The 22,772-nt window shown below is 66.0% G+C and carries 28 protein-coding genes; 21 read left to right on the plus strand and 7 right to left on the minus strand.

Annotated elements, in window-relative coordinates; translation table 11 throughout:
• Positions 1 to 98 precede the first annotated feature (98 nt).
• The 13 genes from motA (at position 99) to AC1VVM_RS06585 (ending at position 9,688) form a co-directional block, all read left to right on the plus strand.
• On the plus strand, positions 99 to 983 hold the full coding sequence (gene motA / locus AC1VVM_RS06525) for a flagellar motor stator protein MotA (protein ID WP_482903281.1): 885 nt from the start codon (positions 99 to 101) through the stop codon (positions 981 to 983).
• Positions 967 to 1,275, plus strand: coding sequence for an STAS domain-containing protein (locus tag AC1VVM_RS06530; RefSeq protein ID WP_482903282.1), 309 nt, complete (start codon positions 967 to 969; stop codon positions 1,273 to 1,275). The genes motA and AC1VVM_RS06530 overlap by 17 nt, the downstream gene beginning before the upstream one ends.
• Entirely contained in the window at positions 1,272 to 1,637 is a 366-nt protein-coding gene (locus AC1VVM_RS06535) for a response regulator (RefSeq protein ID WP_132388726.1), read from the plus strand. Before AC1VVM_RS06530 ends, AC1VVM_RS06535 begins: the two co-directional genes overlap by 4 nt.
• Positions 1,634 to 3,886, plus strand: a complete 2,253-nt coding sequence (locus AC1VVM_RS06540) for a chemotaxis protein CheA (RefSeq protein ID WP_482956163.1) — start codon at positions 1,634 to 1,636, stop codon at positions 3,884 to 3,886. Before AC1VVM_RS06535 ends, AC1VVM_RS06540 begins: the two co-directional genes overlap by 4 nt.
• Positions 3,883 to 4,374, plus strand: a complete 492-nt coding sequence (locus AC1VVM_RS06545) for a chemotaxis protein CheW (RefSeq protein ID WP_132388730.1) — start codon at positions 3,883 to 3,885, stop codon at positions 4,372 to 4,374. Before AC1VVM_RS06540 ends, AC1VVM_RS06545 begins: the two co-directional genes overlap by 4 nt.
• Complete coding sequence (locus tag AC1VVM_RS06550; RefSeq protein WP_482956164.1) at positions 4,371 to 5,249, plus strand: CheR family methyltransferase; 879 nt, start codon at positions 4,371 to 4,373, stop codon at positions 5,247 to 5,249. Before AC1VVM_RS06545 ends, AC1VVM_RS06550 begins: the two co-directional genes overlap by 4 nt.
• Entirely contained in the window at positions 5,246 to 6,298 is a 1,053-nt protein-coding gene (locus tag AC1VVM_RS06555) for a protein-glutamate methylesterase/protein-glutamine glutaminase (protein ID WP_482956165.1), read from the plus strand. Before AC1VVM_RS06550 ends, AC1VVM_RS06555 begins: the two co-directional genes overlap by 4 nt.
• A gap of 14 nt (positions 6,299 to 6,312) precedes the next feature.
• Complete coding sequence (locus tag AC1VVM_RS06560) at positions 6,313 to 6,702, plus strand: response regulator (protein WP_207904713.1); 390 nt, start codon at positions 6,313 to 6,315, stop codon at positions 6,700 to 6,702.
• 5 nt (positions 6,703 to 6,707) lie between these two features.
• Positions 6,708 to 7,238 (plus strand): chemotaxis protein CheD, encoded by a 531-nt coding sequence (locus AC1VVM_RS06565; protein ID WP_482903285.1) that lies wholly within the window; start codon positions 6,708 to 6,710, stop codon positions 7,236 to 7,238.
• The gene (locus tag AC1VVM_RS06570) at positions 7,238 to 7,591 is read left to right on the plus strand and encodes a hypothetical protein (protein WP_243652610.1); all 354 of its coding nucleotides are present in this window, start codon (positions 7,238 to 7,240) and stop codon (positions 7,589 to 7,591) included. Before AC1VVM_RS06565 ends, AC1VVM_RS06570 begins: the two co-directional genes overlap by 1 nt.
• Positions 7,592 to 7,654: 63 nt before the next feature.
• On the plus strand, positions 7,655 to 8,467 hold the full coding sequence (locus tag AC1VVM_RS06575) for a flagellar motor protein MotB (RefSeq protein ID WP_132389536.1): 813 nt from the start codon (positions 7,655 to 7,657) through the stop codon (positions 8,465 to 8,467).
• Between the two features lie 41 nt (positions 8,468 to 8,508).
• Positions 8,509 to 8,946 carry a hypothetical protein gene (locus AC1VVM_RS06580; protein WP_347812988.1) on the plus strand — a complete coding sequence of 146 codons (438 nt, stop codon included), beginning with the start codon at positions 8,509 to 8,511 and terminating at the stop codon, positions 8,944 to 8,946.
• Between the two features lie 19 nt (positions 8,947 to 8,965).
• Entirely contained in the window at positions 8,966 to 9,688 is a 723-nt protein-coding gene (locus AC1VVM_RS06585) for a PilZ domain-containing protein (protein WP_482903286.1), read from the plus strand.
• Positions 9,689 to 9,709: 21 nt separating this feature from the next.
• On the opposite strand, the gene fliP is transcribed toward AC1VVM_RS06585, so the two are convergent.
• Genes fliP through AC1VVM_RS06600 form a run of 3 tightly spaced genes read right to left on the minus strand, consistent with a single transcriptional unit; the run spans position 9,710 to position 11,037 of the window.
• Positions 9,710 to 10,492, minus strand: coding sequence for a flagellar type III secretion system pore protein FliP (gene fliP / locus AC1VVM_RS06590; RefSeq protein ID WP_482903287.1), 783 nt, complete (start codon positions 10,490 to 10,492; stop codon positions 9,710 to 9,712).
• Positions 10,489 to 10,800: a FliO/MopB family protein gene (locus AC1VVM_RS06595; RefSeq protein WP_482956166.1), complete on the minus strand. Its 312-nt coding sequence runs from the start codon at positions 10,798 to 10,800 to the stop codon at positions 10,489 to 10,491. Before AC1VVM_RS06595 ends, fliP begins: the two co-directional genes overlap by 4 nt.
• Positions 10,801 to 10,803: 3 nt before the next feature.
• On the minus strand, positions 10,804 to 11,037 hold the full coding sequence (locus AC1VVM_RS06600; protein ID WP_132388742.1) for a FliM/FliN family flagellar motor switch protein: 234 nt from the start codon (positions 11,035 to 11,037) through the stop codon (positions 10,804 to 10,806).
• Between the two features lie 127 nt (positions 11,038 to 11,164).
• Between AC1VVM_RS06600 and flgC the strand changes: the two genes are divergently transcribed.
• The 8 genes from flgC (at position 11,165) to AC1VVM_RS06640 (ending at position 16,030) form a co-directional block, all read left to right on the plus strand.
• A complete protein-coding gene (gene flgC / locus AC1VVM_RS06605; protein ID WP_482956167.1) occupies positions 11,165 to 11,572 on the plus strand; it encodes a flagellar basal body rod protein FlgC in 408 nt (135 codons plus the stop codon).
• 11 nt (positions 11,573 to 11,583) lie between these two features.
• Positions 11,584 to 11,919 carry a flagellar hook-basal body complex protein FliE gene (gene fliE / locus AC1VVM_RS06610; RefSeq protein ID WP_482903289.1) on the plus strand — a complete coding sequence of 112 codons (336 nt, stop codon included), beginning with the start codon at positions 11,584 to 11,586 and terminating at the stop codon, positions 11,917 to 11,919.
• Positions 11,920 to 11,940: 21 nt separating this feature from the next.
• Positions 11,941 to 12,204, plus strand: coding sequence for a flagellar biosynthetic protein FliQ (locus tag AC1VVM_RS06615; protein ID WP_132388748.1), 264 nt, complete (start codon positions 11,941 to 11,943; stop codon positions 12,202 to 12,204).
• A gap of 4 nt (positions 12,205 to 12,208) precedes the next feature.
• Complete coding sequence (gene fliR, locus AC1VVM_RS06620; protein ID WP_132388750.1) at positions 12,209 to 12,991, plus strand: flagellar biosynthetic protein FliR; 783 nt, start codon at positions 12,209 to 12,211, stop codon at positions 12,989 to 12,991.
• A gap of 4 nt (positions 12,992 to 12,995) precedes the next feature.
• Positions 12,996 to 14,090: a flagellar biosynthesis protein FlhB gene (flhB, locus tag AC1VVM_RS06625; protein ID WP_482903290.1), complete on the plus strand. Its 1,095-nt coding sequence runs from the start codon at positions 12,996 to 12,998 to the stop codon at positions 14,088 to 14,090.
• Between the two features lie 65 nt (positions 14,091 to 14,155).
• Positions 14,156 to 15,286 (plus strand): flagellar basal body P-ring protein FlgI, encoded by a 1,131-nt coding sequence (locus AC1VVM_RS06630; protein ID WP_482956333.1) that lies wholly within the window; start codon positions 14,156 to 14,158, stop codon positions 15,284 to 15,286.
• A 17-nt stretch (positions 15,287 to 15,303) separates the two neighbouring features.
• Positions 15,304 to 15,618 carry a rod-binding protein gene (locus AC1VVM_RS06635; protein WP_482903291.1) on the plus strand — a complete coding sequence of 105 codons (315 nt, stop codon included), beginning with the start codon at positions 15,304 to 15,306 and terminating at the stop codon, positions 15,616 to 15,618.
• Entirely contained in the window at positions 15,608 to 16,030 is a 423-nt protein-coding gene (locus AC1VVM_RS06640) for a flagellar biosynthesis protein FlgN (protein ID WP_132388758.1), read from the plus strand. The genes AC1VVM_RS06635 and AC1VVM_RS06640 overlap by 11 nt, the downstream gene beginning before the upstream one ends.
• A gap of 249 nt (positions 16,031 to 16,279) precedes the next feature.
• Here AC1VVM_RS06640 and AC1VVM_RS06645 read toward each other — a convergent pair whose 3' ends face one another.
• The 4 genes from AC1VVM_RS06645 to AC1VVM_RS06660 all read right to left on the minus strand — a co-directional run bounded on the left by AC1VVM_RS06645 (position 16,280) and on the right by AC1VVM_RS06660 (position 22,762).
• Positions 16,280 to 17,665 carry a putative bifunctional diguanylate cyclase/phosphodiesterase gene (locus AC1VVM_RS06645; protein ID WP_482956168.1) on the minus strand — a complete coding sequence of 462 codons (1,386 nt, stop codon included), beginning with the start codon at positions 17,663 to 17,665 and terminating at the stop codon, positions 16,280 to 16,282.
• A gap of 76 nt (positions 17,666 to 17,741) precedes the next feature.
• Complete coding sequence (locus AC1VVM_RS06650; protein ID WP_482956169.1) at positions 17,742 to 18,869, minus strand: helix-turn-helix domain-containing protein; 1,128 nt, start codon at positions 18,867 to 18,869, stop codon at positions 17,742 to 17,744.
• Positions 18,870 to 19,551: 682 nt separating this feature from the next.
• Positions 19,552 to 19,977: a flagellar basal body protein gene (locus AC1VVM_RS06655; protein WP_482956170.1), complete on the minus strand. Its 426-nt coding sequence runs from the start codon at positions 19,975 to 19,977 to the stop codon at positions 19,552 to 19,554.
• A 28-nt stretch (positions 19,978 to 20,005) separates the two neighbouring features.
• Positions 20,006 to 22,762: an SBBP repeat-containing protein gene (locus AC1VVM_RS06660; RefSeq protein ID WP_482956171.1), complete on the minus strand. Its 2,757-nt coding sequence runs from the start codon at positions 22,760 to 22,762 to the stop codon at positions 20,006 to 20,008.
• Positions 22,763 to 22,772: the final 10 nt, after the last annotated feature.

A 22,772-nucleotide genomic window follows, 5' to 3' on the forward strand; every position in this document is an offset into this window, starting at 1 on the left:
CTCGTCCTTCAAAAACCCGCGTGCCGCATCCGGGGAGTGTGAACTTCTTCCTATAATCACGGCAAGGCTTCGGCCATTCATCATTCGCGGACCCATTCATGCTCAACGCCATCGGCCTTGTCGTCATTCTGCTGTGCGTCTTCGGCAGCTTCCTGATGTCGGGCGGTAACATCATGGTCATCTTCCATGCCCTGCCGCACGAAATGATGGCGATCGCGGGTGCCGCGATCGGCGCCTTCATCCTTGGAAACTCGCTCGAAACGGTCAAGAAGGCCTGGAAGGGCGTGCTGCGCGTATTCAAGGGCTCGCACTGGAGCGAGGGCGACTTCCGCGACCTGCTGACGCTGCTGTTCACGTTGCTCGCCACGTTCCGCAAGGAAGGCGCCAATGCGATCGAGCGCCATCTGGATGAGCCGGCCGAGAGCAGCATCTTCCAGCGCTATCCGCGCCTGCTGATCGATGCCGGGCTGATCGAGTTCACCTGCGACTACTTGCGCATGATGACCGTCAACTTCGAGGACCCGCACCAGCTGGCCGAAGCGATGGAGCACGATATCGAGCGCCATCATCATGAGGAAATGCTGCCGCAGCACTCGCTCCAGATGATGGCCGACGGCCTGCCCGCGCTCGGCATCGTCGCCGCCGTTCTCGGCGTCATCAAGACGATGAGCTCGATCGACCAGCCCACCGAGATTCTGGGCGCGATGATCGGCGGCGCGCTGGTCGGTACGTTCCTGGGCGTGTTGCTCGCCTACTGCCTGGTCGGCCCGATCGCGCAGAAGCTCCAGCAGGTCATCGATTCCGACTTCAAGCCCTACATGATCGTCAAGACCGCGATCATCGGCCACGCGCAGGGGCAGCCCACCGAAGTCGCCATCGAACTCGCCCGCCGCATGACCCCCTCGCCTTACGCGCCCTCGTTCACCCAGCTTGAAGCGGCGCTCGACGAAGTGAAGGACCAGCTCAATGCCAAGCCTGCCTGAAGGCACGAGCGGCGAAGGGCCGCTCGCACTGCCTACTCACGCTTCGACCGTGACGGCCGAGGAACTGCGCGACCGTCTGGTTGCCACCATCGGCGCCATCGAGATCGATGCCGCGAACGTGGAATCCGTGGGGCAGGCCGTGCTCCAGCTACTTCTCGCCGCCCGGAACGAGGCGGATGCGACGGGTCGCCCGTTCGCCATCGTCAATCCCAGCCAGCCCTTTGTCGACCGCGTCCGCGCTTGCGGACTGGCGGCGCCGCTGGGGCTCGTTGAAGAGGAATTTCCCGCGTGAGCAAACTCATCCTGACTGTCGACGATTCCGCCACGATCCGCATGCTGCTGAAGGCATCGCTGAGCGCGCAGGGCTTCCGCATCGAGAGCGCCAATGACGGCGAGCACGGGCTGGAGCGCATGCACGAGGTGAAGCCGGACCTGCTGATCACCGACATCAACATGCCCAAGATGGACGGCTTCGAACTGATCGAGGCCGTGCGCAAGACCAACGAGTTCAAGGGCACGCCGATCCTGGTGCTCTCGACCGAGTTCTCGGACGAGAAGAAGACCCGCGCCCGTGAGGCCGGGGCCACCGGCTGGATCACCAAGCCGTTCGACGCCGACCGTCTGGGAGCGGCGATCCGCCGCGTCTGCCCGTGAGCGACGAACTCGACGAAATCCAGGCGATCTTCTTCGAGGAGTGCGTCGAGGGTCTGGCGGTGGCCGAGGAAGGCCTTTCCGCCATGGCCGCCGGTGATACCTCGTCAGGCGTGATCGCTGGCGTGTTCCGCGCCGTCCACTCGATCAAGGGTGGCTCGGGCGCGTTCGGACACACTGCGCTGCTCGGCTTCTCGCACCGGTTCGAGAACGTGCTGGACGAAGTGCGCGCCGGCCGTATCGCGCCGACGCTCGAAGTGACGCAGTGCCTGCTGGGCGCATTCGATATCCTGTCCGATCATGTTTCCGCCGCGCAGACCGGTGGCGATACGCCGGACGACGGGCTGATGCTGGAGCAGCTGGACGCCATTCTCGCGGGCGGCGGCGCGCCGGCCGCCCAGCCGGAACCGGAGCCCGTCGCGCCGGAGCCCGTTGCGGTAGCGGAGGACGAGTTCGGCTTCGTCCCGGTCGCGGCGCCGATCATCGATCTGGATGCCGATTTCGATCCCTTCGGTTTCGAGCCGGTGGCCGTTGCTCTCGACGATTTCGATGCGCCCGAGGCTGCCGAACCGGCGGGCTGGACGGTCCGCTTCGGTCCCTCGCGCGCGGCCATGGCCAATGGCGGCGAACCGCTGCTGGTGATCCGCGAGCTGGAATCGATGGGCGGCGAAGTGACCGCCGTCGATAGCGAGGCCCTGCCGCCGCTGGCCGAACTCGATCCCGAGGACAGTTACTTCGTCTGGACGCTGACGGTTCCCGCCAGCGTGGACGAGCGCGACATTCGCGACTGCTTCGACTTCGTTGCACCGGACTCGCTGATCGAAGTCGTGCGCGCGGAAGACACCGTTGTCGGTGGCGCCGAGCCGGTCGCCGCAGCGTTCGAGGAATTGCCGTTCGAGCCGATCCCGTTCGAACCGGTGTCGTTCGAGGCCGAGCCGGTTCTCGCCGAACCTGTCTCGCCCCCCGCGCCGGTCGCCGTTGCCACGCCGGTCGAGGCGCCCCGGCCCACGGTCGCGGTCCGGAAGGCGGAGGCGCCGAAGCCGGAAGCCAAGTCCGGCGGTGTCGAGGTGGCGCAATCGATCCGCGTCGATCTCGGCAAGCTGGACCAGCTGCTCAATCTCGTCGGCGAACTGGTGATCCGCAGCTCGATCCTCTCGGACCGCCTACCGCCCGCCGACCAGGAGCGCGTCGAGCTTCCCGAGCTTTCGCGCCTGATCCGCCAGATCCAGGACAACGTCATGTCGCTGCGCGCGCAGCCGATCAAGCAGGCGTTCTCCCGCGTGCCGCGCATGCTGCGCGACCTGATGGCAGAGACCGGCAAGCGCGTTCAGCTCGAAACCACCGGCGAGATGACCGAAGTCGACAAGGGCGTGATCGAGAAGATCGGAGACCCGCTGACGCACATGATCCGCAATGCCGTGGATCACGGCATCGAGGGGCCCGAGGAGCGCGAGGCCGCCGGCAAGCCGGCCGAGGGCACGATCCATCTCTCCGCCGAGCAGAAGGGCGGCCGCATCATCGTGCGGGTGCGTGACGACGGGCGCGGCATCAACCGCGAGCGCGTGCGCGCCAAGGCGATCGAGCGCGGCATCATCACCGCCGACGCCCAGCTTTCCGACGAGGAAATCGACGGCCTGATCTGTGCGCCGGGCTTCTCCACCGCCGAGACGATCTCGAACATCTCGGGTCGCGGTGTCGGCATGGACGTGGTGCGCTCGAACGTCGAGTCACTGGGCGGCCGACTGGAAATCAATTCGGTGCCGGGCGAGGGGACGACCTTCTCGATGGCGCTGCCGCTCACGCTCGCCATTCTCGACGGCATGATCGTGCGGCTTGGCGAACAGCGCTTCGTGCTGCCGCTGGCCAATGTGATCGAGACCGTCCAGCCCGAGCGGGGCCAGGTCCAGGCGACTTCGCCGACGTCCGAAGTGATCGAGCTGCGCGGCCAATACCTGCCGGTGCGGCGCGTGGGCGAGATGTTCGGCCTGCGCTCGCAGCGGGCGCCCGAGGACTCGCTCGTCATCATCGTCGAAAGTGACACGGCGGGCCATGTCGGGCTGATGGTCGACACGATCGACAACCGCCGCGAGGTGGTCATCAAGAGCCTGGAGGACAACCTCCACCCGATCCGCGGCCTCGGCGGCGCGACCATCCTGGGCGACGGCGCCATCGCGCTGATCCTCGATGTCGACGCACTGGTCGTGCCCGGAGGCGGCTTTTCCAAATATGTACTGAAAGGACTGGCGGCATGAGCACCGAAGCGATTGCAAACGACGAACGCAAGATCGTCACGTTCACGCTGGGCAACCAGCTGTTCGGGATCGAGATGGCCTCGCTGATCGAGATCCGCGAGTGGGAAGAGCCGACCCCGCTGCCCAGCGTGCCGTCCTATGTTCTGGGCGTCGCCAACCTGCGCGGTTCGGTGATCCCGATCGTCGGCCTGTCCGAGCGTCTGGGCTGGGAGCCCAGCGTGCTGCACTCGCGCTCGTGCGTGCTGGTCGTCACCATCGGCGGCCGCAATGCCGGGTTCCTGGTGGACGAAGTGCAGGACATCGTCTCGATCAAGGGCAGCGAGATTCAGCCCGCGCCCGATACAGAGGTCAATGACCAGAGCGCTATCGCCGGTCTCGTCAAGATCGAGCGCCGCACCTCGGACGCGTCGAACCCGGAAGCGATGTGCCTGCTGCTCGACCTCGAAGCGCTGAGCCTGACGCGTCATATCCCGGAACTGGCTGCGTGAGCACCGGCACTGCTTCTGCGGGCACGCTCGCGGCGAACGCGGAGCTGCGCCCCGCGCAGTTCCACGAGATCGCCGCGATCATGCAGCGCGAGGCACGCATCCATCTTGTCGAAGCCAAGACGACGCTGGTGCATTCGCGCCTTAGCCGCCGTCTGCGCGAGCACGGGCTGACCAGCTTCGCCGACTATGTTTCGCTGGTGCAGCGCGATGCGACCGAGCGTCATGCCATGGTCGTGGCGCTGACCACCAACCACACGCACTTCTTCCGCGAAGTCCATCACTTCGATCACTTGCGCTCGGCCGTGGTGCCGCAGTTGCAGGAACGCGCGCGGCGCGGCGAGAAAGTGCGGATCTGGTCGGCAGGCTGTTCGAGCGGCGAGGAAGTCTATTCGATCGCCATGTGCCTGGCGGGCGATACGCCTGCGGGTGCGGCCTGGCTGGAGCAGGGCGATGTGCGTCTGCTCGCCACCGACATCTCGCCCCCGGTGGTCGAGGCGGTGAGGCTGGCGACCTATCCCGACGCGGCGGTGGAGCCGATCCCGGCCGCCTATCGCCAGCGTTGGCTGCGCCCGGCGGGCGCCGGCTACAACACCGTTGCCGAGCCGCTGCGCAAGCTGGTTGCGGCCCGCGTGCTCAATCTCTTCGACAGCTGGCCGATGCGCCAGAAGTACGACGTGATCTTCTGTCGCAACGTGATGATCTACTTCGACGATACCGCCAAGGCCGAGCTGGAGGCGCGTCTCGTCGACATGCTGGTGCCGGGCGGCATGCTCTACATCGGTCATTCCGAACGCCTGATCGGCCCTGCCGCCACCCGCATGAAGCCGGTTGCGCAGACCGCCTATGCCCGCATCGACGGCGCGGGGGCGGCATGACCGAAACAACCGACAAAGTCCGCGTCGTCGTCGTCGATGACAGCGCGGCGATGCGCGCGCTGCTGACCAAGCTGCTCAACCACGATCCGATGATCGAGGTGGTGGGGCAGGCCCCCGAACCGCACGCCGCGCGCGAGATGATCAAGGCGCTCAACCCCGATGTCGTCACGCTCGATGTCGAGATGCCGGGGATGGACGGGCTTTCGTTCCTTGAACGGATCATGCGCCTGCGGCCGATGCCGGTGGTCATGTGCTCGACGCTGACCGCGCGCGGTACCGAAGCGACGATCGAGGCGCTGCGCCTCGGCGCGGTGGACTGCATCGCCAAGCCTTCGGGCAACCCGCTGGAAATCGCCCAGGATGGCGCGCTGCTGCGCAAGATGGTCAAGACCGCCGCGCGCTCTTCGGTGCGTGCGGCCGTGGCCCGCCCGGTTCCGGGGCGCGTGGTCCCGGCCAATCCGGCGCCTACGGCCGGTCCCATGCGCGACGTGGTGATCGCCATCGGCGCCTCCACCGGCGGCGTCGAGGCCCTGTTCACGATCATCGGCGCGCTGCCGGTCGATTGCCCGCCGGTGCTGGTGGTTCAGCACATGCCCGCGATCTTCACCGGTGGCTTCGCCGCGCGGCTCGACCGCGAGGCGCGGGTGACCGTGGTGGAGGCCAAGGACGGCATGCCGTTGAAGCGCGGGACAGTCTACCTCGCGCCCGGCGGCAGCCATCACATGGAATTGGTCGGCGGGACCAGCGGCCACGTGCGACTGGTCGCGTCGGACCCCGTCGGCGGCCATCGGCCCTCGGTGGACGTGCTGTTCAATTCGGTTGCCCGGCTCGGCTCGCGGGCGGTGGGGGTCATCCTCACCGGCATGGGCGCGGACGGGGCCGAGGGGCTTTCGGCGATGCGTGCCGGAGGTGCCCGCACGCTCGGCCAGAGCCGCGAGACCTGCGTGGTCTACGGGATGCCGCGTGCCGCTTTCGAGCGGGGCGCGGTTGAGAAGGAAGTGAATTTGTCGGCAATGCCCGAGGCTATCCTCGCGGCGTGCCGAAGGTAAATGGAGCGCGTCACATGCCGGCAGCGGCTGCAATCAAGGTAATGGTGGTCGACGACCAGACAAGCATGCGCGCGATGATCCGCCGCGCATTGCAGGATCTGGGTTTCAAGGACATTCGTGACAAGGCCGGGGCGGGCGAGGCGCTGGCGGCAATCAAATCGGACCGCGTGCATCTCGTCATCTCGGACTACAACATGCCGGACATGGACGGCCTCGAATTCCTCGAGGCGGTGCGTAACGATCCGGTGATCGGCAAGACCGTGTTTATCATGCTCACCGGCTCGGCCGACAAGGAGGTCGTCCAGAAGGCCGCCGCGCTGGGCGTCAACAACTACGTGGTCAAGCCTTTCGCGCCCGCTGCGCTGAAGGAGAAGATCGAGCGCGTCTTCGGTGAGCTCGTCTGATCTCCATGCGCCGCGTCTCCATCGTCCAGGGCGAATTCCATGTCGCGAGCCAGGAAGGCGTGGTCATTTCCACGCTGCTCGGCTCGTGCATCGCCGCATGCCTTCAGGACCCGGTGGCGCGGGTGGGGGGCATGAACCATTTCTTGCTGGGTGAGCCGGGTGCGGATAGCCCGGTCACCGGCGTCGAAATGCAGCGATACGGCGTTCATGCGATGGAACTGCTGATCAACGCCCTGATGCAGCGCGGCGCCCAGCGCTCGCGGCTGCGGGGGCATCTTTACGGCGGTGCGAACATCGTGGCCGGGCTTGGCGGCATCGGCACGAAGAACGGCGAATTCGCCCGCAACTTCATGCGCACCGAAGGGATCGCGGTCGACCGCTGCGACCTGGGCGGCACGCAGGCCCGCAAGGTGGAATTCATGCCGTTCGAGGGGCGGGTCCGCGCGATGCTGGTCAAGGACCAGCCGCTGCCCGTCGCTCTGCGGCCCGCGCCCCTCGCCGCGCCGCAGCGCACGGGCGAACTCGAACTTTTCTGATGACGGCGTCGCTCGATCGGCCGGCGAGCGACTACAGGGGGACCGAAGAAGTGACGATCATGATGGAAGGCGATGGCGCGCCGCTGTGCCAGGCGCCGTTTGGCCACGCACTCGCGCACGAGATGCGCGTGGCGCGCGAACTGCTGGAGGAACTGGCCGGAGTGCTGGTGTCCGACGAGCGCTTCGTGGCCGACTACCTCGACCAGCTCCAGGCCTTCGACCTCATCGCCCAGCACGTGGACGAGAGCGCGGCACTGCTCGAACGCGTGGCGGCCGGGCAGCCGCTGCCCGATGCGCTGGGCCAGGTCCGGCTCAATGTCATGCAGGCGCGCCTCCGCGCCGCGCTCGACTGAAGGAATACCTGAGTGGCGCAGGGCAACGGCGATACGACGATCGTCATCCGCAAGGTCAAGAAGATGGCCCGACCGGCTCATCACGGCGGGGCGTGGAAGGTGGCCTATGCCGACTTCGTGACCGCGATGATGGCCTTCTTCATGCTACTCTGGCTGCTGGCGAACCCGGATAAGGCGCAGCTCAAGGGGCTGGCCGAATACTTCTCACCGGCCGCCGAACGCAACGCCCAGCCTTCGACGCTGACCAGCACGCCGGGCCCGCAGCCGGGCCTTGGCGGGCATACCCGCCGCGCCCAGGCCGAGGACCAGAAGGCGCTGGGCCAGCCCTCCGCCGAATCCGGCGTGAAGGGCGCCTCGCGCGGGGGCACGGCCGATGTGCCGGAAGCCGCGCTGCGGGTGATGGCGCAGGAAATGCAGCTCTCGCTCGAACAGCCGGTCGATGCTTCCGAAGGCAAGCAAAACGTCGATGTCGAGCAAGAGCGCGATGGCCTGCGGATCCACCTTGTCGACACGGCCCAGCGTTCGATGTTCAAGGGCGCCACGGCCCAGCTCAATGACTATGCGCGCGACATGCTCGTGCGGATCGCCCGCAAGCTGGCCGGAACCGGCGCGCAGATCGCGATCGAAGGCCACACCGATTCCACCGGCGGGCAGAGCGAGGCCAACTGGTCGCTGTCCGCCCAGCGTGCGCTTGCCGCGCGCGCGGCCATGGTAGGCGCGGGCCTGCCGGCCGACCGTTTCGCCGAAGTCGTCGCCAAGGCGGGGACCGAGCCGGTCTATCCCGACCATCCCGAGCGGCCCGAGAACCGGCGCATCACGATCGTCGTGATGGCCGCATCCTCGGCATTGCCGCAGGATGCCAGTTTCCGGTTCTGAAGGATCTACCGGGGCACGATGATGCAAGTTTGGAGCAGCAGGTGATCAGGAAGATCATGATCGCAGTGGCCGCGCTGGTCGGTGGCACCGCCATCGGCGGGGGCGCGGCTTATGGCGTTGTACAATGGGCGCCGCAATGGCTGCCGGGGATGCACAAGCAGCCCGCAGCCAGCGAATTCGTGCCGACGGGCACGATCCTGGCGCCGATCACGTTCGCCGACGGGCGCCTTTCGGGCTACGTCTCGTTCGAGTGTCAGCTCGAAGTGCCCAAGGGCAAGGGCGAGGAAGTGACGAAGCAGCTGCCGGTGCTGCTCAACGCGGTCAACATGCGCAGCTATCGCCAGCCGCTGGCGAGCGGGCCCGACGGGATGATCCCCAATCTCGACGTATTCCGCCGCGTGGTGATGGATGCCGCGCGCGAAGTCTACGGACCCGAACTCGTGCGCCGGGCGGTCATCACCCAGGCAGCACCGATCTGACACCTTCAAGGACACGTACATGCCGTTGCCGCCTTCATCCCGCCTCGGTGCCGCCGACGAGCTTTCGGGCTCGCTCGGTGCTGCCCCCGACCATGCGGTCGAGGTTGCACCCGATTCCGGACCGGAAGCCATGAACCCGCGCGATCTCGTTGCCCGCGCGCCGCGCGTCACCACGATCCTGCTGATCGGCAAGCTGGCGGCGGGCGACCGCGAAACCCTGTGCCGCGTGCGCAACATCTCGGAAACCGGGATGATGGCCGAAGTCCACGGCAGCTTCGCGGTCAACGAAGCGGTCGAAGTCACGCTCAAGGCCGGGGACACGCTGGCCGGCACCGTGCGCTGGAACCGCGCGGGCCGGATCGGCGTGGCGTTCGACGAAAAGGTCGATGTGCCCGAACTGCTGGCCCATGCGGCGATGCGCAGCGGCGCCGAGGGCATCGCGCGCGGGCCCCGCTTTACCGCCGATTGCCCGGTAGCGCTGCTGGTGGTGGGCTATCGCCATCCGGCGCGTCTGGTCGATATCTCGCAGGGCGGCGCTCGCGTGACCGTGGCCAGCGCCATGCCGCGCGACCAGTTGCTCGGCATCGCCATCCCAGGCCTTGGCGAGCACGAGGCGGCGGTGCGCTGGGTGGGGGAGGAGGCCTGCGGGCTGGTCTTCCTCGAACCGCTCGCGTTTGCGGAGCTGGGCCCCTGGCTGCTCGACATGCGCGCCCGGTTCGGGAAGCAGGAAGACGGATCGTAACGGGGAAATCGGGGCCGGAGTTTATCCCGGCCCACCGAAGCTTTTGACCAGCGACCCCGCCACCAGTGCCCAGCCGTCCACCAGCACGAAGAAGATGATCTTCATCGGCAAGGACACTGTCGCGGGCGGCAGCATCATCATGCCCATCGCCATCAGCACGGCGGCCACGGCAAGGTCGATCACGAGGAACGGCAGCAGCAGCAGGAAGCCGATCTCGAAAGCGCGGCGCAGTTCGGAGATCATGAAGGCGGGCATCAGCGTCGACATCGGCAGCGCCTCGCGCGAGGCGGGGACTTTGCCGGAGAGCGAGACGAACAGCTTCACGTCCTCGTCGCGCACTTGCTTCAGCATGAAGGTGTGGAACGGCTTCTGCGCCCGGTCCAGCGCCTGCGTCTCATTGATGCGGCCCTGGTTGTACGGGACCATGGCATCCTTGTACGCCGCGTCGAACGTCGGGGCCATGACGAAGAAGCTGAGGAACAGCGCCAGACTGATGATCACCGGGTTCGGCGGTACGCCCTGCGCGCCAAGGCCCGAGCGCAGCAGCGAGAGCGCGACGACGATGCGGGTAAACGAAGTGACTGTCATCAGGATGCCGGGCGCAAGGCTCAGCACCGTCATCAGCAGGACAAGCTGGATCACCCGGCTCGACACCGCGCCGCCGCCGGCACCGCCGCCACCAAGCCCGCCTAATGCGTCGGGCGCGGCTGCCGCAGCGGCGGCCTTGGCCATGGCGAGTTCGGGCACGACGAATACGAGAGCGGCACAGCCCAGCGCCGCGACAAGTGCGATACGCCGGTTCATTCGCCCGCGTCCCTGTTCCGGCTGATGCCGCTGCATGGAGCCGAATCCAGCATGATCACGCCTTCCGGGGCGATCAGCAGGCTGATTTCCTTGTAGTCGCGCCGGATCAGCACGACCTGACGGCGCGGATCGAGCGAGAGGCGCTCGACCAGTTCCAGACGGCGCGTGGTGTCCTTGTCGCCCAGGTTGGCGAGCCATTTCTGCGGCAGCCGCAAGTCGTATCGGCGCACCACCCAGAGCGCGCCGACCAGCAGCCCCAGCACCACGGCCAGCGCGCCCAGCGTGCGCAGCAGGGCAAGAAACTCCACCGATCAACCCTCGCGCTCGACGACCTTGGTGATTTCGAGCGACATGTGCTCGCCGTTCACCAGGATCTTGCCTTCGGCCACCAGCTCTTCGTTCACGTAGACGCGGGTGGGGTCGCTGTGGCCGCAGTCGAGCGGGATCACCGCGCCGCGGCTCATCTTGAGAACCTGCCGGATGGGAATGCTGGTGGAACCCAGCACGATCGACAGGTCGATGGGAATACCTTCGAGGACGGACATTGCAGTGCGTCTCCTTTCGCCCTCGTTATAGGAAAGAAAAATATAGGAGTGATCCGAACTAGGCAAAAAATGCCTATAAGGAAGCTGTCTGCACCGCAGGCTGACTGCGGACAGGGGAGCTAACACGATGGAATTGCAAGACTCGATCGACGTATCGGCGTCCGGCCTGCGTGCCCAGTCGCTGCGCATGCGCGTGATCGCGGAAAACCTCGCGAACTCGGACTCGGTCGCGACCACTGCGGGCGGTGATCCCTATCGCCGCCGCGTCGCCACTTTCGCCTCCGAAGTCGACCGTGCGACCGGGGCCACCAAAGTCTCGATCAAGTCGATCGAGGGCGACAAGAGCGAGTTCACCCGCGTCTACCAGCCGGGCAGCCCCGCTGCCGACGCCAGCGGTTATGTTGAGCAGCCGAACGTCAATCCGCTGATTGAGGCGGCCGACATGAAGGCCGCCCAGCGCTCTTACGAAGCCAATCTCAACGCTATCGAATCCGCGCGCGGCATGACCATGCGCACGATCGACCTGCTCAAGTAAGGAACCAGACCATGGCAATCGGAGCCCTCGACGCGGCCGCCGCCTATGGCCGCGCGATCAAGAACACTGCGCCTACGTTCGGCACGTCGGACGACAGCTCCACCTCGGTCGACGGTGCTGCCAGTGGCGGCGGCACCTTCGGTTCGATGGTGGAATCGATGGTCGGCGATACTGCCAACTCGCTGCGCAACGCCGAGACGCAGAGTGCCAAGCAAGTGGCGGGCAAGGGTGACCTGATCGACGTCGTCACCGCCATCGGCGCCGCCGAAACCGCTCTCGACACCGTGGTTTCGGTGCGTGATCGTGTGGTCAACGCCTATTCCGAAATCATGCGGATGCAGATCTAGCCGGAAGGGCAGGGGCGCGTCATGGACTCGGCTTCCACCATCGAGATTGCGCGCACCGCGATGGTGCTGGTGCTGACGGTCGCCGGCCCCATGCTGATCGCGGGGCTGATCGTCGGCGTTCTGGTCGGCCTGCTTCAGGCGTTGACGCAAGTGCAGGAAATGACCCTGACTTTCGTGCCCAAGCTGGTGGTGGTGGGCACGGTGCTGCTGCTTTCCCTGCCGATGATCGGCCATGCGCTTTCGGCTTTCATGGAGCGTATAGCCGACCTCATCGTCGCGGGTTGAGGCGATGGACGCCGCCCTCCTTGCCGCGCTGCCGGTTGATGCGACCACCTTCCTGATCCTGTTCACGCGGGTAGGTGCGGTGGTCATGCTGCTTCCGGCCTTTTCCGAGGAATCGGTGCCCGCGCAGATCCGGCTGGTGATGGCGCTGGGCCTTTCCGTCGGGCTTTACGGGCTGCTTGCCCCGCGCATTGGCCCGGTATTGCAGGGCCCGCAGGGCGGCATGGCCAACCTGCCGATCATCGTGATCGCGGAGATGCTGGTGGGGCTGGCGTTCGGCTCTATCGTCAAGATCATGTTCACTGCCGCAGCTATTGCCGGTTCCATGGCGACGCAGCAGGTCGGGCTTTCCTCCGCGCTGGTCAACGATCCCTCGATGGGCGGGCAGTCACCGCTGCTGTCGCGCCTGTTCGGGCTGGCGGCGGTGCTCGTCTGCATGGCGTTCGGCGTGCACCACTTGTGGATCGAGGCGATCGTCCGGTCCTATTCTACTTTCCCGGTCGGCGGGATGCCGCCTGCGGCGGACTTCGCGCAACTGGCGATCCACGTGACCGGGCAGGCGATGGCGCTGGGTGTCAGCCTGGCCGCGCCGCTGATCCTCTACGGCGCGCTGTTCAACCTCGGCCTTGGCCTTGCTGCCCGCGTGGCGCCGCAGATCCAGGTCTTCTTCATCACCCAGCCGCTCAACCTGATGCTGGGTATTTCGCTGGTCGGCGTGACGCTGGGCTCCATGCTCACCGCCTTCGCCTCGGCCATGACCGCGTTCATGCAGGACGGATGGAAGTTCTGACGCCATGGCCGAAAGCGAAAAGGACCAGCGGACACAGGAGGCGACACCCAAGCGCCTTGAGGATGCCCGCCAGCGCGGCGAAGTGGCGATGGCCACCGAAGTCCGCCACGCGGCGATGTTGATTGGCGCGCTGATCGTCACCGGCGGCGTGGGTGCCAGCGCCTTTGCCTCGCTGGGCCCGCTGATGGTGCGCCTTTGGGGCAATGCCGACGAATATCGGCTCGATTCCAACGGAGCGCAGAGCCTTATGACCGGGCTCGCCATTCACTTCATCTGGTCGCTCCTGCCGGTCTTCGCGGTGCTGCTGGCCTGTATCGCGGTGATGGCCATGGTGCAGGGCCGCTTCACCATCGCCTGGGCCCGGCTCGCGCCGAAATGGTCCAAGTTCAATCCCGTCTCCGGCCTCTCGCGCATGTTCGGCAAGCGCGCGCTGATCGAATTCGCCAAGACGCTTGCCAAGTTCCTGGGCATTGCCTTCGTCGTGTTCAAGGTGCTGAGCCCGCGCATTGTCGGGCTCGACCAGCTGGTCGGCTATGCGCCCGGCGCGGTAGCCAGGGCGGCGGCCGAATTGATGTTCGACGCGGTGCGCGCGGCGGCGATCTCGGTCTCGCTGCTGGCGCTGGCCGACTATGTCTACCAGAAGCGCGCCTTCCTCAAGCGCATGCGCATGACTCTTCAGGAAGTGAAGGACGAGCACAAGCAGAGCGAGGGCGATCCCAAGATCAAGGGCAAGATCCGCCAGATCCAGATGCGGCGATCGCGCCAGCGCATGATGGCGGCAGTGCCGACCGCCAGCGTGATCGTCACCAATCCCACCCACTATGCTGTCGCGCTCAAGTACGACCACGGGCAGATGGCCGCGCCGCTGGTCATTGCCAAGGGCGTCGATGCCATCGCGCTCAGGATCCGTGAGATCGCCACCGAGGCCAATGTCCCGATCGTGGAGAGCCCGCCGCTTGCGCGTGCGCTTTTCGCCTCGGTCGAGATCGACCGGCCGATCCCCATTGAGCACTACGCCGCCGTGGCGGAGATCATCGGCTACGTCATGCGCCTCGCCCGTCGCGGCGCCGGACGCCCTGCCGGGAGCAGCGTGCGGTGAAGGGAAAAAGGCCGATGACCCGCTCCGGCGCGCTCAACCACCTTCCTATAAGGACACTGATGCAGATGCCCCTGAAATCGCGGAAGCGCGCGTCGCTCGCTGTCCTGGCTCCAGCCCTTGCCGCCGTGCTGGCGCTGGCCGCGCCGGCCACCGCCTTTGCGGACTCGCAGCCGCGCATCAAGGACATCGTCGATGTCGAGAACGTGCGGCCGAACCAGTTGGTCGGCTATGGTCTCGTCGTCGGCCTCCAGGGCACCGGCGACCGTATCCGCAACGTGCCGTTCACCGAAGAGACGTTGCAGGCCATGCTCGAACGCATGGGCGTCAACATTCGCGGCGACCAGATGCTGACCCAGAACGTCGCGGCCGTGACCGTGACCGCGACGATGCCGCCGTTTGCCCGATCGGGCTCGACGATCGACGTGCAGGTCTCGGCGCTGGGCGATTCCACCAGCCTTCAGGGCGGCATCCTGCTGGTCTCCTCGCTGCGCGCGCTGGACGGCGAGATCTACGCGGTGGCGCAAGGCCCCGTCGCGGTCTCCGGCTTCAAGGCGCAAGGCGCGGCGGCCAAGCTTAGCCGCGGCGTGATGACCACCGCGCGGATTGCCGGCGGCGCCATCGTCGAGCGTGAGGTGCCTTACGATTTGCGCTCTGCGCAGAGCCTCAAGCTGGCGCTCAAGAACCCCGATTTCACCACCGCGCGGCGGATCGCCGAACGGATCAACAACGAAGTTTCGGGAGCTGCCACCGTGCTCGATCCCGCGACGGTTGAGATCACGCCGCACGGCGGCTCGGTGATCGAGCTGGTCACCCGGATCGAGAACCTGACCGTGCCGGTCGACCAGCCCGCGCGCATCGTCATCAACGAGGCGGCGGGAACCGTGGTCATGGGCGCGGACGTGCGCGTGAGCCCGGTCGCGATCGCGCAGGGCGGGCTTACCATCAGCGTGACCGAAACCCCTGTAGTCTCGCAGCCCGGGCCGCTGTCCAGCGGGCAGACGACCACCGTGCCGCGCACCCGGATCGAGGCGAACGACGGCAACGGCGCCTCGCTGGCGATGCTGACCGGGGGCACCTCGCTCCAGAATCTGGTCTCGGGGCTCAATGCGCTGGGCGTCAGCCCGCGTGACCTCATCACCATCCTTCAGGCCTTGCAGAGCGCGGGTGCGCTTCAGGCCGAGATCACCGTGCAATAAGAAAAGGAGGCAGCAAGATGACCGACACCACCATCACGTCGCTTCCGGCGCCGCAGGTTTCTCCTTCGCCGGACAAGTCTCCGGCCAGCGTGGCCCGCCAGTTCGAAGGCGTGTTCGCCGGGCAGGTCGCCAAGATGATGCTCGAAAGCGTCGATCAGGGCGATGAATTCTCGGGCGGCCACGGCGAGGAAATGTTCCGCGGGGTCCTGGCCGAGCAGGTCGGTAACCAGATCGCCAAGGGCAAGGGGCTGGGCATCGCCTCGGCCGTCCAGGCCCAGATCATCCGCATGCAGGGCGGCAACCCTCAGGGAGTGACCGGCAATGCCGAATGAAATGATCGAGATCATGACCTCGCTCTCGCTGGTCATGCGTGAGGAAACCGAGCGTCTGGAACGCCGCGAGCGCGTGCTCGACCTTGCCTCGCTGGCAGCGGCGAAAGCGCGCCTGGTCGCCTCGCTGGAGGAAATGCTGGCCCGCCGCAACCGCCGTGAGCCGGAGTGGACCGAGCAGATGGACGAGGAAACGCGCGAGCGCCTGTCGGACTGCCTGAGCGAACTGCGCGCGGCCTCGATCGCCAATGCGGCGCTGCTGGAGCGGCAGATCGAACTGTCGATGGAAATGATGACGGCCATCGCCGAGGAAGCCAAGCGGCTGAGCGGCAACCGTTCCTATACCTACGGCGCCAGCGGCGACATGGCCCGCGTGGAGGCGGCGACGCCGATCTCGTTCAACGGCGAATACTAAGGCGGAATACCAGAGCGGAATACTGGGCGACGGACCCATTCCCCCGAATACGGAGCGGGTTACGAACACAAACTCCGTCATCCCCGCGAAGGCGGGGATCCCGCTTCTGTTGTGCGGGGCTGGACGTCGCCAAGAAGCGGGGCCCCCGCCTTCGCGGGGGCGACGGGGTCTGAGGCTGCTAGCTCACGGTCAATATCTAGCCCGTGGGTAGCACCTCCGAGGCATCAGCAATCGCCGGCGAAAGTGCAGTCAGACCTCGCCGTCCGGGCCGCCCACCTTTTCCAGCTTATCGGCCTTTTCCAGCATACCAAGGGTCGCCGAAGCCGGTGCCGCGCGGCCGAACAGGAAGCCCTGCCCGAAGGCGCAGCCGCGTTCGACGAGGAAGTGGGCTTGCTCCTCGGTCTCGATGCCTTCTGCCGTCACCGGCATGCCAAGGCTGCGGCCAAGGTCGAGCACCGTGTTGACCAGCTTGCGCCCGGGGTCGCTGTCGAGCGCCTGGATCAGCGTGCGGTCGATCTTGATGGTGTCCAGCGGCAAGTGGCACAGCCGCGCAAGGCTGGCATAGCCCGTGCCGAAATCGTCCAGCGCGATGCGCGCACCGGCCCCCCGCAGCGTGTCGATCGTCGCGCGCGCATCGGCGAGATTGTCCACCATCGCGTTCTCGGTGATTTCCACCGTCAGCCGCTCGGGCGGCAGGCCGCAGGCGAAGACGATCTGGAGCAGCCTTGCGGCAACGCCCGGATCGCAGACTTGCTGCGGCGACATGTTGACGGAAAGGCCCACCTCGTCCGGCCATTCGCGCGCGTCGCGGCAGGCCTGACGCAGCAGGCCGAACAGCATCTCGTCGATCAGCCGGAGGTCTTCGCCCACTTGCAGGAACAAGTCGGGGCCCAGCAGGCCGCGATGCGGATGCTCCCAGCGGGCCAGCACCTCGAAGCGCGCGATCTTGCGCGAGGGCAGGGCGACGATGGGCTGGTAATGCGGAACCAGTTCGCCGCGCAGCAGGGCCGAGCGCAGGGCCTCTTCCAGCGCCGCACGGTCGGTCAGGGTGGCAAGCATTTCAGGCGTGAAGCGACGCACGGCGGCTCCGCCCGAAGCCTTGGCGCGCGACATCGCGATCGAGGCGCCGCGCAGCAGTCGCTCGGGCGTGGTAGTGCCCGAGGGATCGCTGGCGATGCCGATCGAGGCGGTCAGGTGGATCATGTGCCGCCCCAGCACGATGGGCGAGGCCAGTACGTCCAGCAGGTCTGCAGCCACAGCCTCGGAGAGGTCGGCGCCGTCGTTCAGGGGCAGGACGCAGGCGAACTCGTCCCCGCCGACATGGACGACCCGGCCCGAGACTTTGGCCGCGATCCGCCCGCAGCGTCCGGCGGCGATGGCGATGACTTCGTCCCCGGCGGCGTGGCCGCACAAGTCATTGACCAGCTTGAACCTGTCGAGATCGAGGATCAGCAGGGAAAGCGGCTGCGGAGCGCCGTCTTCTCCGCGCAGGAACGCCACGGCCCGTTCGACACTCCGCAGCGGCGGTTCGTGCCCGTCAAACGGGGACTCGCCGGCGCTCCCGAATTCCGGGCTATCGCTTCCCGGTCTCCGTTCGTGCCCTGCGGTCGTATCTCGCTGGCTGGCGCTGCGCATCGTCTGTCAACTTGTCTCCTTAATCCATTATATGGGATTGGAGTGCGCAACGGCCGGGTTGTCCTACAATTAGCGCCTATTCGAACATAGCCGACAGCACCGTGGCGATGCGGGCCGGGTCGAATGCGTCAAGCGCCACTTCGAAATCGGGATTGAGGCTGAAGCCCAGGGTGTGGCCCTGCCGGTCGAACGTGATGGCGATTACTCGCAGGCCGGTATCCTGTTCGATCACGGCGAGACCGCCGGCCGAGGGGAAGCGATCGGGATCGACCACCAGCACGGCGCGGCCGGGCAGCCCGGCGCCGAGCGTCGAGCGGCCGATGCGCAAGCCATAGGCGTTCGGCCCGGCGCTGCGCGGCACTTCCACGAATGTACCGGTCGGCGTGCGGGCGAGCAGGCCATCGGGAAGCGGCGATCCGAAGACGGGAACCAGCCGGACCGATGCGTCCTCCCCAACCGACTGCGCGGGCGCCGGGCTCTCGGGAGCTTTCGGCGCGAACGCCGGAGGGCTGGCGGCATCGAGCACGGGAACCGGGCGTTCGAGCACGGATGTCTCCAGCGAAGAACCGATGGATGCGTTGAGCACCCTTGCGTCGGAAGCGCCGGTCTGCCGCATCGCAGGGGCCTCGGCAGAAGCGCCCGGTGAACCACCCAGTTCGGCGCGCAGCGCGGCGGTGCGGGTGCGGGTCTTGGTAATGCGGATCTGCGGATTGGCCACCAGCGACAGGAACGCGTCGAGTTCGCCGCGCGCGCAGGCTGCGACGACGGCGGCCGCGAGCGCGGCATCGTCGGCCACGCCGAACAGGCGGCGTAGCGAGCCGCGCACTTCGTCGTTCCAGCGGTCGTAGGGCTTGTGGGCGTTTTCGATGCGCGAGAGGATCACCGGCGCAATCCCGTACTGTTCTTCGAGTACGGCGATGGTCAGCGTATCGTCGGCAACGCGGCGGGCGCGTACGGCCGCCGCCACCAGAACCGCGAGGCGGTCAGCCTCCGGATCGGTGCGGTCGTTACCCATGATCGGCTCTGCCCAGTCCTCGATATCGAAAGCGGGATCGTCGATGTCCACAAGCAGATCCAGCGGATCGACCTGGAGTGCGGCTGCGATGGCGCGCATTTCCGGGGCACGAGCGAAAACCTCGCCACGTTCGATCTTGGAAAGTCGAATATAGGTAATGTCCGGAAGGCGTTCGGCCAGTTCCAGCAATGAGCCTATATTTTGTTGCTTGCGAAATTTCCTTATCCCGTTTGGAAATACCAGACTGCGGCAGGCGTCGATCTCAAGGGTTGCGGGTACGGATGCAGTAGCCGTCCTTGCCCGCCTGCCAGATCGAACTGATTTTTCGGTCATTGAAGCTCGAATTTCATTGCAATGCCCAAGATGTTTCATGATCCTTAAACAGGGTCAATATCGCTCTTGGGATGATGGTTCAAAACGGGTCAAGTTAGGGCGCGTTCGCGGATGACCCCATGCCTTCTAGTATGATGACTTTAGGGTGAATGGTCATTGTATCGCACCGATTGCAGGTTTTTAACGGTTACCTGGACCCTGTAACGTCCATTTTGGGACAGCGGCCTGATTGAGAGCGCTACCAGCAAATCTTTGAAATAAAGTGCATAATACTGTGAGAACTTGCGGAAATGCGCGCGCGCGTAACGGGCGTCGGGCACGCCGGAGGGGGACCAAGGCCTGACAGGCTCGGAATTCTGGAAATTGCGCATCTTATTGAATGAACGCCGAAATCGTTCTTTTGTTCCTGTAATTTCGACGTGAATTGCATCTTTGTAACAAAACAGGGCGCACTCCCGAAGGAGCGCGCCCAGAGTAATCCCGTCCGATTCTATATGGGGATGGGCGGACGGTCAGTTCCGTTCAGCCGCGCGCGATTTTAGCCGCGTCCAAGGGCCAACTTGAGAAGGCCGATCTGCTTTTTGTAGATGTTGGTCATGGCTGTGTAGTCCGCCTGGACCTGGCCAAGTGTCAGCAGTTGGTCTTCCAGCGTGACATTGTTGCCGTCCGGCTTGGTCTCGCTGGTCTCGCTGTCGAGAACGATGCGTCCTCCGCCCTGCGGGGGGCGCGCCCCCAGCGCCGACATCGAGGCGGACAATTCTATATGCGGGCGCGAGACATGCGGCGCCCCGGTGGCTTCTCCATATTGCGCGACCAGCGACGAGAAGTCGGGCGCGGTTACGGTGCGGGCCTTGTATCCGGGGGTCTCGCTGTTGGCGATGTTCTCGGAAATGACGCGCTGGTGCTCGGCCATCGCCTTCATCGAGGCGGCCATGCCATCCAGCAGAGGGGGAAGCGAAGACATCGAATATTCCTCGAAAAGAGCCGGAGAATCAGGAACTGGTGAGGCGCGTCAGGGCGGCCTGATAGTTGGCGAGCTGTTTCTGCTGATAGGCCGATCCGCTGCCGGTGGAGAGCGTGCCGTTGACCAGCGACGCCTTGCCCGAGTCCCAGTAAAGCGAGCGATAGGCGGTCTGGATCATCGAAAGCGCCGACTTGACCTTGGTCAGCGCGACGGAGGCGGCCTTGGAGTCGGTCAGGCTCAGCGCGCTGGTGAGCGCGAGGCTATACGCGCCGCCCGGCGTCACTTTGGCATCTGTCGCGGTCTTGACCTTGGGCGTGCTCAGCTTGACCGGCGAAAGCCCGAGCTTGGCCAGCGCGTCCTTGCCGTCGCCCCCGGCGCCCAGCACCAGCGTATGCCCGGCGGCGACGGTGATCTTGAGCGTCGTCTGGCCATCGACCAGCGAGGTCGTGACCGTGGCGTTGGTGCCGGTGATCTTCTTGATCTTGGCGGCGAGCGTGGTCATCGTCTCGTTTTCGTCGATCGTGATTTTGCGGGCGTCGCCGCCGTCGACCATGACCGAGAACTCGTCGCCCGCGCGCAGGCTGGTCTCCGAGACCAGCGTTGCCGACGTCGTCGGGTTCAGCGTTCCGCTGTGCAGGCCGAGCGCGCCGAGGGCGTTGTCGCCGCCCGCCAGCGTGGTGATGCGCACCGGCTCCACGGTCGAGGCGACGAGGCCCCATTGCGAAACCGTCTGCACCGCGCCGGTGTCCCCATCGACGCGGGCGATGAAGCCGTCCACCGTGCCGGCCTTGGTCCCGCTCAGCGTACCGGCCGTGCGGCCGCCGACATAGAGCGTGCCGTTGAGCCAGGTAACGCTATCGGCCTGATCGTCGTCCGAGGTGCCGATATAGGTCGTGCTGGCGGAAGTCAGGCCGGAATCGATGCGGGTGACGAAAGCATCGCGCGATCCGCTGATCGTATTGACCTGATCGCCACCTACCGGGGTGCTGGCGGCACCTACCACCGCGATCTCGCCGGTATCGGACACCGAAATTGCGCGCGCCTCGACATTGCCGAGCGTGACCGAGTTGAGGTCGTTCGACAGCGAGCTTGCATCGATCTGGCGCAGCTTGGCAACGCCGTCCTCGTTGGTCAGCGCCAGCAGGTTGCCCGAGCCGTCGATGGCGAGCGAGTTGACCATGTCGTTGCCGCCGCTGTCGATCGTGCGGCGCTCGACGAACTTGCCGGTGGAATCGAGCTTGACGATGACGGCATCGCCGCCGCCGGTCGATGCGCGGCCGGCGATGTAGATGCTGCCGTCATTGCCGACCGTCACCGCATTGGCGCTTTCGGTGCCGGTTTGGCGGATCGCGGTGGTCGAAAGTTCGTTGCCGGTATTGCTGAAGCGCGCCACCAGCAGGTCGGTCTGGCTTGGATCGCTGTTGTTGAAATCGCCGCTGACCGAGCCGGCCACGACGATGTCGCCGTTGGGCGCGATCGTGACGGCCGAGCCCGAGGCCGAGCCGGCAGCGCCCAGATTGCGTTGCCACACCACCTGACCTTCGGAATCGATCTTGGTGAGGAACATGTCGTTCGAACCGTCGGTGACCTGGCTGCCAAGGTCGCCATTGGTAGTGCCGACGACGTAGCTGAAGCCATCGGCGTCGGTCACCATCCCGCGCGCCGAGGTGGCGGCATCAACCGTGTAGTCGGGGGTGGCGGTGCTGCCGGACGAACTGCTGGACGTGGTGGTCGTCGTGCTGGCGGCCGCGGCGGTCTGGGCCTGCGCGGTGGCGGCGGCGTCGACGGCGTTGATCGAGCCGAGGCGCGACCAGCTCAGCGAGCCGTCGATGTCTCCGAAGCGGTAGACGCTGGCGTCGGTGGTCGAATCCTTGCGGGTCTCGCCGCTGGCGACCATGATCGAATCGCCGGCGCCGACTTGTTCGAGCGAGACCTTCTCAATGCCCGACGGGTTGAAGACGAGGCCCCACTTTTCGGAGTCGCTGTCGTACTTGACGGTGAAGTTGGACTGCCACTCGCTGACGGGCTTGCCGTCCGCGTCGAGCACCGGATCGCCATTGGCGTCGAGCTGCGGCTGGGCGCCGATCGCGGCATTGAGCACGGCGGCCACCGAATCGAGCGTCGGCGGCTGGGTGGACTGCGACAGGTCGACATTGACCGTCTGGGTGGTCGCACCCTTGGTCATGGTGACCTGGAAGATCTCGTTGCCGGTCAGGCCGGCGATCGCATCGCCTTCCTTGGTGGAAATGGGATTGCCGGCGACCGCGCCGGTGACATCGGGCTTGTCCACCGCGATCGTCTTGGCCTGGCTGGCCGAAGTGCCGAAGTTGAGCGTCAGCAGATCGGTATCGGCCGAGCCGATATAGCTCTGAAGGTCGCTGAGGCCCTTGGCGAAAGTCTTTTCGAGCGAGGCGCGTTGAGCGGCCGAGGTGCTGGTGCTGGCGGCGCTTTCGGCCAGCGTTTGCAACCGGTCCAGCGCCTTGTAGATCGTGAAGGTGGCCTTGACGTCGGGCAGGTTGTCCAGCGTGCTGTCACGGTCGTAGGTCTTTTCGTCCACGATCGACAGCAACTTCTGGATCGCGGTGACTTGCGCGCTGGTGGAGGTGGAGGCGCTGGGATCGTCCAACTTCCACGGTGGGGTCGTCGCCGCCATCGTGAAGGCCGCCTTGGCCTTGGTCACCGCCGGGGTATCCGTCGAACTGGTTGACGAGAGGGCGCTCGAATAGGCGCTGGTTCCGCCCAGGATCGAAAGACCGATCAGCGCATTGTTGGTGTTTATCGTCAAAACTGCCTCC

The sequence above is a fragment of the Novosphingobium sp. BL-S-33 genome (assembly GCF_056857025.1).